This is a genomic window from Pseudomonas sp. GL-RE-26 (assembly GCF_019956275.1).
In the GTDB taxonomy this organism is placed as follows: Bacteria; Pseudomonadota; Gammaproteobacteria; order Pseudomonadales; family Pseudomonadaceae; genus Aquipseudomonas; species Aquipseudomonas grandcourensis.
The window spans coordinates 18,536-29,141 of sequence record NZ_JAHBDI010000007.1 but is presented as its reverse complement, the minus strand read 5'-3'; the positions used below and the strand labels follow the sequence as shown (position 1 = coordinate 29,141).

At 59.4% G+C, this 10,606-nt stretch carries 10 protein-coding genes; 4 read left to right on the top strand and 6 right to left on the bottom strand.

Going from position 1 to position 10,606, the window contains the following annotated elements:
• Positions 1-21 precede the first annotated feature (21 nt).
• A complete protein-coding gene (locus tag KGB07_RS05070) occupies positions 22-1,215 on the top strand; it encodes an XdhC family protein (protein WP_223464787.1) in 1,194 nt (397 codons plus the stop codon).
• A gap of 201 nt (positions 1,216-1,416) precedes the next feature.
• Here KGB07_RS05070 and KGB07_RS05065 read toward each other — a convergent pair whose 3' ends face one another.
• The 6 genes from KGB07_RS05065 to KGB07_RS05040 all read right to left on the bottom strand — a co-directional run bounded on the left by KGB07_RS05065 (position 1,417) and on the right by KGB07_RS05040 (position 7,893).
• On the bottom strand, positions 1,417-2,709 hold the full coding sequence (locus KGB07_RS05065) for an OprD family porin (protein ID WP_185754866.1): 1,293 nt from the start codon (positions 2,707-2,709) through the stop codon (positions 1,417-1,419).
• Between the two features lie 206 nt (positions 2,710-2,915).
• Positions 2,916-4,232: an MFS transporter gene (locus tag KGB07_RS05060; protein ID WP_046043567.1), complete on the bottom strand. Its 1,317-nt coding sequence runs from the start codon at positions 4,230-4,232 to the stop codon at positions 2,916-2,918.
• A 269-nt stretch (positions 4,233-4,501) separates the two neighbouring features.
• On the bottom strand, positions 4,502-5,134 hold the full coding sequence (locus KGB07_RS05055; protein WP_046043569.1) for an N-carbamoylsarcosine amidohydrolase: 633 nt from the start codon (positions 5,132-5,134) through the stop codon (positions 4,502-4,504).
• A gap of 9 nt (positions 5,135-5,143) precedes the next feature.
• Positions 5,144-5,899, bottom strand: coding sequence for an Asp/Glu racemase (locus tag KGB07_RS05050; RefSeq protein WP_046043570.1), 756 nt, complete (start codon positions 5,897-5,899; stop codon positions 5,144-5,146).
• A 30-nt stretch (positions 5,900-5,929) separates the two neighbouring features.
• A complete protein-coding gene (locus KGB07_RS05045) occupies positions 5,930-6,748 on the bottom strand; it encodes an alpha/beta fold hydrolase (RefSeq protein ID WP_046043571.1) in 819 nt (272 codons plus the stop codon).
• A complete protein-coding gene (locus KGB07_RS05040) occupies positions 6,745-7,893 on the bottom strand; it encodes an FAD-dependent monooxygenase (RefSeq protein WP_046043572.1) in 1,149 nt (382 codons plus the stop codon). The genes KGB07_RS05045 and KGB07_RS05040 overlap by 4 nt, the downstream gene beginning before the upstream one ends.
• 346 nt (positions 7,894-8,239) lie before the next feature.
• Here KGB07_RS05040 and KGB07_RS05035 point away from each other — a divergent pair, with 346 nt between their 5' ends.
• From KGB07_RS05035 to KGB07_RS05025, 3 genes are all read left to right on the top strand, one after another.
• Positions 8,240-9,292, top strand: coding sequence for a 2,5-dihydroxypyridine 5,6-dioxygenase (locus KGB07_RS05035; protein WP_046043574.1), 1,053 nt, complete (start codon positions 8,240-8,242; stop codon positions 9,290-9,292).
• Positions 9,293-9,396: 104 nt separating this feature from the next.
• Entirely contained in the window at positions 9,397-9,861 is a 465-nt protein-coding gene (locus tag KGB07_RS05030) for a MarR family winged helix-turn-helix transcriptional regulator (protein ID WP_046043576.1), read from the top strand.
• A 254-nt stretch (positions 9,862-10,115) separates the two neighbouring features.
• On the top strand, positions 10,116-10,604 hold the full coding sequence (locus KGB07_RS05025; protein WP_046043577.1) for a (2Fe-2S)-binding protein: 489 nt from the start codon (positions 10,116-10,118) through the stop codon (positions 10,602-10,604).
• Positions 10,605-10,606: the final 2 nt, after the last annotated feature.

The window sequence follows — 10,606 nt, the reverse complement described above, 5'->3', positions numbered from 1 at the left end:
ACATGACCTTGGAGAGTGGCAATGTCTGATTTGTACGCCTTGCTCGATGCAGTGGATCAAGCCAACAGCACAAAGATCGATGCTGTACTGGCTACGGTCGTCAAGGTCGAGGGCTCGGCCTATCGGCGTCCGGGTGCGAGGATGCTGATTCCACTGTTTGGCCAGACAGTCGGAACTATAAGCGGCGGTTGTCTGGAACAGGAGTTGGCCAGGAAGGCCTGGTGGTTGACCGAGTCCGGCGGGGCAGTGGTTCGTCGTTACAGCACGGCAGCCCAGGAAGAGGAGGACGCCGATGATGAAGACGCGGCGCTGACGTTTGGCCTGGGCTGCAACGGTACCGTGCATGTACTCCTGGAACGGCATGATGCCGGCAAGCGGAGTCTGTTGCTCGATGTGCTGCAACGGGTGAAGGCCACCGGTCAACCGGCAGCACTGGCGACCGTCATAGCCGCGGGCCGAACAGCCCGTGTGCGAGTCGGTGCTCGAATGGGACTGAACGCCTTTATGAACGCGTGTGAGGGCATCCGCTGCCAAGCGCTTCAACACGCCCTGCAGGGTGATTTGCGCAGTACCCTTGCGCGCAGGAAGTCTCAGTTGATGATTTACGGAAGCGGTGCCGATGAAGTCGAGGTCTTTCTCGAATACATCGCGCCACAACGCCGACTGATGATCTTTGGCGCGGGTCATGACGCCCAGCCTTTGGTGCGGTTCGCCAGGGATTTGAACTGGCATGTAACGGTGGTGGACGGGCGTGCGCACTTTGCTCGCCCGGAACGGTTCCCTGGAGCAAGCCAGGTCATTGTTGCACCTATCCACGAGCCTTTTAACTTATCCAGCGCTGTCGACGGAGCCGCGGTGGTGGTCATGACCCATAGCTTCCGACAGGATCGGCATTGGCTGGAAAACGTTTTGCAATGTTCACCTGCCTATGTCGGGCAGTTGGGCCCTCGAGAGCGAACAGAACGACTGCTCGATGAGATGGGCGCCTTGGCCCGTTTGCCAGAAAGCCTGACCAGGCTTCACTATCCGATCGGTCTGGATCTGGGGGGCGATACCCCGGCGAGCGTGGCCTTGGCCATAGTTGGCGAGATCACGGCCTACCTCAATGAACGCAGTGGCGGGATGCTGAAATACCGCAAGACCACCATTCACCAAGCTTGTGAGCCAGCCCACTCTCCAGCGGTGGGCGGCCTGCAGGCGAAAATGGAAGCGTAGCGTCTGCCCGAAGCGTGCTACTGATTTATGTTGGGTCCTTGCGTAGTGGCGCCTCAACCGCCGGTTCACCACGGGGTGATCTTCCCGTGGGTGATGATGCTCGCTGAGGCTCTGCTTCGCCACGTCGGCTCCAGGGCACCGTCGCTGATGGTGCCCAGGTTCTTGGCTTACTCTGCCTGAAAGTTCCGGCGGGTACGGCTATCAGAAAAGGCTGATGTTGTAGCTGAGGATCAGCCGGTTCTCATCAATATCGCTACGGTAGTTGGAGCGCGCAGTAACGTTGCGGATGCGGATACCCACTCCACGCAGCACTCCACTCTGGACAGCGTAGCCAATATCCAGATCGCGCTCCCAGTCCTGACCTTCAAACCCCCGCCCAGTGGTGACGTTGTCTCCAGTCACGTAGCGCAGAGTGGTGGTCAGACCGGGAATGCCGAGGGCGACGAAGTCGTAGTCGTGCCGGACTTGCCAGGAGCGTTCATCCGGTGCGGCGAACTCGTAGGTAGGCAGGGTATTGCCAAGCGGGTTGGTGTTGGCGCCAACCTGGATGAAACCATCGTCACCGCCGATCTGCTGGTAGCCCAGGTAGAAGGTATGGCCGCCGCGCTTCGCCGACAACAGGTTGAACAGTGCATGGTTATCGAGCTTGCCGGCGATGCTCCGGCCGTCGTCGCGGGCATCGAAGTAGCCGACACTTATGCCTAGCGTCCAGTCACCTACTGGCTCGGCGTGCTTGAAGCTGTAGTAACGCTGCTGGTAGATGTCTTCCAGTTGCGCCTGCCAGAGACCGACGCTGGTGCGATTGGAGTTGAAACTGTAGTCGGCACCCAGATAATTGAAGCGGTCGCTGGTGAATTTGGCGATACGCGCCGGGTTGATCGGGTCATTGATCAGCGCATACATCTCCTGGGTGTTACTCGAGTCGCGCAGGCTAGTGGAGTGCAGCTGGCCAGCGTTTACGGTCAGTCCGGACAATTCGTTGGAAACCAGAGAAGCGCCCTGGTAGGTCGGCGGCAGCAGGCGCAGATCGCTGTAGACCAGTACCGGCAGGTTGGGCCGCAGCTCACCAACCTTCAGCTCAGTGCTGGAGACCTTGAGTTTCATCGCCGCACCCAGGCGGCCGTACTCGTCGGCGGATCTGCCGTCGTCGTGTGTCGGCAGCAGTCCGGTCCTGGCCCGGCTCGGGCTGCTGTCGAGCTTGACACCGTAGAGGCCGAGCACGTCCACGCCGACACCGATACTGCCCTGTGTGTAGCCTGAGCGGGCATCAAGGATAAAGCCCTGGGCCCACTCCTCGACCCTGGATTGCTTGTTGGGGCCGACGATGTCCGAGAAGTCGCGGCTGAAGTAGTAGTTGCGCAGTTGCACGTTGGCCGTCGCGCCTTCGATGAAGCCTGTTTCTTCGGCGAGCAGGTGCGGAGCCAGGCCGAGTGTCAGGCAGCCGCCTAGGGCGCCGCTGATTGCATGGGTTTTGCGCAGTGCTGGAGTGTGCATGCTGTTGATACTCCGGAATCAGGGCATAGCGTCTCCCGTCAGACGAAGCCAAGGCTTGTCCGCAAGGAGGGCTTGAACATGGGGTTGGCCGGCGGCTCGCGGCCCGGGCTCGATCTGCACCACGTCGGTGGGATCAGTCGCAAGGGGGCCGTATGAGACCCCCTTGCGACTTACGCCAGGACACGCAGTCGCCTGGCTTACGTGTCTTAGCGATTGACCAGCTTGGCCGGTAGGGCGATCACCAGCAGGCTGCTGAGGATCAAGCAACCGGCGAAGAACCACAGTGCTCCGGCACCGCTGCCGGTCAGGTCGATGGCGATACCCATCAAGGAGTTGCTGACCAGGCCGGCGATGTTCGCCAGCGAGCAGGCCAAGGCGAAGCCGGTGGCGGCCGCACGGCCTTTGAGAAAGGTCGCTGGCAGGCTGAAGAACACCGGTACTGCACCGATGATGGCCGCCGACGCGATAGCAAACAGCGCCACCGTGGCAAATACGTTATCGGTGAAGAAGGTGCTGCTGGCCATGGCCACCGAGCCGATCAGGAAGGGGACAATGATGTGCCAGCGGCGTTCGCGATGACGGTCCGAACTGGCGCCGATCAGCAGCATGCCGATCAGGGCGGCAGCGCTGGGCAGGGCAGTCAACAGGCCGATATGGAAGTTGTCTGCCACCCCCGCGTTGCGAATGAAGGTCGGCATCCAGAAGCCCATGGCGTAGGCACTGAGCAGGATCGAGAAGTCGATACCGCCGAGCATCCACACTTTCAGGTTGAAGAAACCGTCACGGAAGCTGTGCTTGCTGTCTTTGCCCTCGACGTCGTCCAGGCGCAGTTCGCTTTCCAGCAGTGCTTTTTCATCGGCGTTCAGCCATTTGGCGCAGTGATGATTGTTTGGCAGGGCCCAGAACGTCAGGATGCCCAGCAGCACGCTAGGTACCGCCTCGATCAGGAACAGCCATTGCCAGCCGCGAAGACCGGCGGCGTGGTCGAAGTGGCCCATGATCCAGCCGGACAAGGGCCCGCCGATCACGCTGGACAGCGGCATACCGATCATGAACAGGGCAATGATGCGCCCACGCCTGTAGGTCGGGAACCAGGTGGTCAGGTAGAACAGCACGCCAGGCAGGAAGCCGGCCTCCGCCGCGCCCAGCAGGAAGCGCAAGATGTAGAACTGCGTGGTAGAGGTGACCAGCATGGTGCAGGCCGAGAGCAGCCCCCAGGTGATCATGATCCGGGCGATCCAGATCTTCGCCCCGACTTTTTCCAGGGCCAGATTACTTGGGACCTCGAAAATGATATAGCCGACGAAAAACAGACCGGCGCCCAGGCCGAAAGCCGTTTCGCTGAATTGCAGCTGTTCGAGCATTTGCAGTTTGGCGAAGCCGACGTTAATCCGGTCCAGATAGGAGGCCAGATAGCAGAAGCAGAGGAACGGAATAAGCTTCCAGGTGATCTTGCGGTAAAGCGCCTGGACTGGGTCTACGACGGTGGTCGTAGTGGATGTACCTACATTTGCAGAGGGCATGGGTGTCTCCTGGCGGTGACTTTGTGATTGTTGTTTAGCCGCGGATCAATGCTTTGGTAGCACCGGTTGGCGGCTTCCAAAGGCAGTGTCAGAAGACTGGGCAGGGTTTGATGTCGACCCTTGCTCAGTATTTGGCGACCAGTGCTCTACGGCCTGGTTCGACGGCAGATATCCATTTCTGCCGGTTATTCGGTAAAACCGTGAATTCGTGGAGGTTGCAGGCTTGCCCGGGAAGACACTGAGTCAGCCCGGGAAAACCAATGGCCATCTCATTTTCTGAAGTGTTCCATGGCCTCCTGCTTGCTCACCACATCGCCATACTTGCTATCAATGTCGAACAGGTTGGCTTCGTGGGGTGCGGAGTGGCGGTCGCCGACGCATTCGCGAACAACGATGGTCCGCAATCCATGCTGCACGGCATCCACCGCTGTCGCACGAATGCAGCCACTGGTCGAGCAGCCGGCCAGTACCACGGTGTCGATGCCTTGGGCGCGCAACATCGACGCCAGGCTGGTACCGAAAAACGAGCTGGCGTACTGCTTGCTGATTACCACTTCATCGGGGTTGGGCAGCACTGGCTCGCAGAAAGCAGCCAGTGGGTTGCCCTCGACCATGTCTTTCATGACGGGTGCTTTTTTGACCCACATGCCGCCGTCGGCAAAATGCCCTGGGTGGTAGCGAATGTTTGTATGCACGACCAGGATTTCATGTTGCCGGGCGCAGGCTAGCAGTTCGACGCTCTCGGCTACAGCGCTGACCACGCCTGGCGCGTACAGCGGTGCGCCTTCTTGGGTATAGCCCTGCATGAAATCGATCATCAACAGCGCAGGCTTATTGCCAAAGCCGATGCGCTGGCCCCACACGCCCTGATAGTTGGCGTCGGCACTTTGTTCTTGGCTCATGACACGCTCCTATTTATAAGCGCCAGACAGCAGCGCGCCCGCCCCCGGAACTATGGGCTCCAGGTCCAGTGCCTTGAGCATTGCGTAGGTGGTGGCGATGGCGGCGGTGAGTACCGGTTTGCCGGTTTGGGCCTCGACTTGTGAGACCACTCCCAGCGATTGCATCTGCACGCAGGCCGACAGGACGATCACATCCACGCCTTCAAGGTTCATGTCGCGCACAATGGCGGGCAGGTTGTCCGGGTTGTGGCGAGCGACTTCCAGGTTGTCGGGGATTTCCAGGGCGCGCCAATCCACCACCTCGAAGCCTTCCTCGCGGATGTAGTTGACCACCAGCTCGGTCAGCGGCTTCATGTAGGGCGCGACAATGGCGATGCGCTTGGCGCCCATGACCTTCAGGCCATCGATCAAGGCGCCGGCGCTGGTGATGACCGGTGCGTTACCGTCGTTGTCGGCGGTGGCCTGGCGCAGGCGTTTCTCGGACTGGCGATGGTAGCCCAGGCCCATGGCCATGATTGCGACCAGGCAGGCATAACCCAGTACATCGACCTTGGCGTCCGACAGCTCAATGGCACAGCGGTCGGACTCGCCGTCCATGGCCGCCAGTTCCTCCTTGCGCACTTGCTTCATGCGCATGCGGCTGGAGTGAAAGGTGAAGCGTTCGGGGCGGATCAATTGGCGTGCTGCCAGCATCGCCGGGATCTCGGTTTCCATGGTGGTGTTGGAACTCGGCACAATCTGGCCGATACGATAAGGCTTGATCACAAGCTGTCTCCTTTGCAACGTGCGTTGAATTCAGGTCAGGGGCTGGCCGAGAAAATTGCCAAACGCCGCGAAAAATCCTTCGAGGTCATCCCACGGAATCATGTGCCCGGCGTTTTCAACGTGAGCAATCTGGATCGCGGGTTGCAGGTCGCGAATTTCCGCTTCGTCCCCGGCCTGGATTACGCCGCCGCGACCGGCAACGATCAGCAGGGCAGGGACAGGCAGGTGCGGCAGATCTTGATGAAAGTCCACGTCATGAAAATCGTTGAAGGCGCGGACGATGGCAGGTGTGTAGCAGGTGTGCAGCCACTCGGCGCGTACTTGCAGTTGCTCCTCGGTCCAGGTCGGGCAGAAGGCGCGCATGGCGTCGGCGTCCATCCCGCTCAGTGATTGGCGGATCGAGTCCACGTACCACGACAGCTTGCTCGGGTACTCGCGCCGGCCGGGACCGGAGACGGGTGGATCGATCAGTACCAGGCTTTGCAGGCCCGCTGGATTGCGCACTGCGCTGCGCACGGCAAAGCGCGCGCCCATAGAGTGTCCCACCAAGTGATAGGCATTGATGCCCATGGCCTTGGCGAATGCGCCGATGTCATCGGCGCAGGCGTCGGTGCCGTAATCCAGTTCCGGTCCGGTGGAGGACAGGCCGCGGCCACGAGCGTCCAGTACGTAGGTATCGAAATGCTGACCCAGGCGCTCGGCGACAAACCCCCAGGTGATAGCCGGGCTGGTGATGCCGGGAATCAGCAACACTATCGGTTTGCCGGTGCTGCCCTGACCGCCATAACGCAGGTAGTGCTGGCGGATACCATTGGCTTGAACGTTGCCGCCCTGAATGAAGGTGCTCATGCGGCCACTTCCGATTTCAGTGGGTGGCCGTAGAGGTCATAACCGTAGACCCAGGCCGGATCTTCTTGTGTGCGCAGCCAGGTGTTGGCATTGGACACCGCCTGTACTCGCGAGGCGCGGTCCTTGCGGTTGGCTTCGTATAGCTTGAACGCGGTGCGGTAATCGGTGAGCCCGGTTTCCTGCAGGCAGCGGGTCAACATGGCGGCATCTTCGATGGCCATGCCCGCGCCTTGCGCCATGTGCGGTTTCATCGGGTGGCAGGCATCACCCAGCAACACCATCCGTCCACGGCTCCAGAGCGGCAGCGGGTTGCGATTGAGCAGCGGCCATTTGGTCACGCTTTCACTGGATTCGATCAACGCTTGAACGGTGGGGTGATAGCCCTGGAATGCGTCGTACATTTCGTCGCGGCTGCTATCGACAAAGCTGCCCTGGAAGTCCCAGGCCGGGTGCGGTACGCCGGTGACGTAGTAGTACTCATCGCGCTTGCTGGTGGTGTGGTAGACCATCATGTGACGATCTTCGCTCCACCACTTCACGCAGTTTTCAAAGTCCATGTTGTACTTGGCCAGCACCTCGCCGCGAATCAAGGCGCGATGCGCAACCCAGCCGCTGTACAGCGGTCTTTCCGCACCGAGCAACTCTTCGCGAATTCTGGAGTTGATGCCATCGGCGCCGATGACAATATCGACCTCTGTGGTGCTGCCGTCGCCGAAGTGCAGGCGCACCAGTTCATCGGTTTCCTCGATCCCGGTCAGGCGCTTGTTGAAGTGCACAGTGCCCGGCGCAATGGTCGACATTTGCAGTGCATGCAGGTCCCCGCGGTGCACGGTGATGTAAGCCGCGCCGTATTCCTTGCGAGCGAATTCACCCAAGGGGATGCGGGACAGATAGTCACCGCTGGCACCGTCGCGGCTGAACCAGAAGTCGGGGTGCGAACCCATGTCGCTCAGCTTCTGTTCAATGCCCATGCGACGGAAGATTTTCATGATGTTCGGGCCCATGTGAATGCCCGCACCAATACGGGAAAACTCTGGGGCCTGTTCATAGATATCGACCTCGAACCCGGCTTTCTGTAACAGCGTGGCAGCAGCAGCGCCACCTAGACCGGCGCCGACGATTGCGATTTTTTGTTTGTTTCGCATGGGGGCTTTTCCTTCGTTTTGAATATGTGGCTGGTGAGATCGGGTTGTCGTCTCGCCGCGATTTGAAGTGTATACGCTATTGTTTTTGAATTGGAAGAGCCCGTTTGAAAAATATAAAATCAGCAATAAACGGCGCGCGTAACGCTAAGTAACCATTATTTAGTGGGGTTGTGTTGCTTTGTAACGTTTCTGTTCTTCTCTTTAGACGTCCGTCAATTTAATGTTTTATCGTCAATAAATAGCGTATACACTTCAAATTCGCGCAGGTGCCAGGCTCGTCGCCTTGCTTTGGTGTACAGGGTGCGAGGCGTCGAACGAACTCAACAGGTTAAGAGGAAGACAAGAAATGCCGGTAAGCGATTGCGAACTGACCCAGATGTTTGAACACGTGTTGAAACTGTCGAAAGTGGACTCGACTCAAAGCGTCGCGGTACTGAAAAGCCACTACTCCGACTCGCGTACCGTGCGGGCGGCCATGGACGCCGCGCAGCGTCTTGGGGCCAAGGTCTATGCGGTCGAGTTGCCGTCATTCAATCACCCTATGGCCATGGGCAATGACATGACCGCTTACTGCGGCGACACCGCGCTGACCGGCAATATCGCCGCGCAACGGGCGCTGGAAGCAGCGGACCTTGTGGTCGACACCATGATGTTGCTGCACTCGCCGGAGCAGGAGCAGATCCTCAAGACCGGGACGCGCATACTGCTGGCAGTCGAACCACCGGAAGTGCTGGCGCGGATGCTGCCTACGCTGGCGGACAAAGAGCGGGTGATGGCTGCCGAGAAGCTGCTGAAGCAGGCGCGCTCGATCCACGTGAAGTCCCGGGCCGGCAGTGATTTCAAGGCGTTGCTCGGGCAATACCCTGCGGTCACCGAGTACGGTTTTGCCGATGAGCCGGGGCGTTGGGATCACTGGCCCAGCGGTTTTCTATTCTCCTGGCCGAACGAGGAAACCGCCGAGGGCGTACTGGTGATCGACGTCGGCGATATCCTGTTGCCGTTCAAGAATTACTCGCGAGAGAAGATCACCCTGGAAATCGAAAAGGGCTTCATTACCTCGATTCATGGTGGCTTCGAGGCCGAATACCTGCGCGATTACATGAAGTACTTCAACGACCCCGAGGTGTATGGCATCTCCCATATCGGCTGGGGTTTGCAGCCGCGTGCGCAGTGGACCGCCATGGGCTTGCATGACAAAAACGACGGCATGTGCATGGATGCCCGGGCGTTCTACGGCAACTTCCTGTTCTCCACTGGGCCCAATACCGAGGTTGGCGGTACCCGAAAAACCCCGTGCCACCTGGACATCCCGCTACGCCATTGCGATATCTACCTCGATGATCAGGCGGTGGTCCTGGGTGGTGATGTGGTAGCGCCGCAGGCATCTATCGCGCGGTGATATAAAAGAGGGGGGCGGGACAGTGACCCACCACGATTGAGTTACCTTGATCCCCCTCGCAGGTTAATGTAAACGCCACTTATTTTTTTTTGATAGAGCCCGCCGTGCCGGATACGACAGACAACACCCCACAGACAACCGCTCCCTATGCCTTTTCCGAGCAAGTCGGTCATTTGCTGCGCAAGGCTTACCAACGCAATATGGCGATCTTCCAGCAGAACGTCGACGATTCGCAGCTGACCGCCGTGCAATTCATCACGCTATGCGCCGTGCGTGATGGCGGGCCGAGCTCATTGACCGAGCTGGTCAAGGCCACTGCGGTGGATCAGGCAACCATTCGAGGCATCGTCGAGCGGCTCAAGGCGCGTGACCTGATCACCCTGGAGCCAGACCCTCAAGATCGGCGCAAAGTCATCGTTGGCCTGTCCGACAGTGGCCATCAATTAGTGCGTGATACCGTGCCTCATGCTGCCCGTGTCAGTGAACTGACCATGGGTAACCTCAACCCGGCCGAGCGTGTCGCGATGCTGTATCTGCTGCGCAAGATGATCGATGACGCCGACGATTGACGAGTAAGAAACCGCCCCTGGCATTCTTCTTGCGTCTGATTCATGAAGTGGATGCTTCATGAAAAAAATGTAGTCAGGGGTAACGTGAGGAGTCGGGTAGCCATCCCCCTCATCAAGCTCTAGAACCCGCATGGCACTGCGCAGGATCTGCGCAGCCTGCGCATGCGGTACCGGTCACGCCTTTTTCATGTAGTGATTACTTAATAAAAAGCCGCACCTCAAGAGAGCGAGCGGTAACACCTGGAGAGTGCGACATGAGTGAGCAAGCACTGGCGCCGGAAAAGACCGTGACGCTTCACGTCAATGGCCAGACCACTACGGTCTGTGCCATGGCCGACACGCCGCTGTTGCTGGTGCTGCGCAATGATTTACAGCTCAACGGCCCGAAATACGGTTGTGGCCTGGGCGAGTGCGGCGCCTGCACGGTGATCATCGATGGCGTTGCGGCGCGGGCTTGTGTGTTTCCGTTGTCCGGCGCCGAGGGCCGGGAAATCACCACCCTCGAAGGCATTGGCAGCCGAGAGCATCCGCACCCGGTGCAGCAGGCCTTTATAGATGAGCAGGCGGCGCAGTGTGGCTACTGCATGAACGGCATGATCATGACCGCCAAGGCCTTGCTCGATCGCAACCCGCACCCCAGCGAGGCACAGATTCGCAACGAACTGTCGGCCAATCTCTGCCGCTGCGGCACCCATATCGAAATTCTTCGTGCGGTACTGCGTGCCGCCCGTCAAAAGCCTTGAAC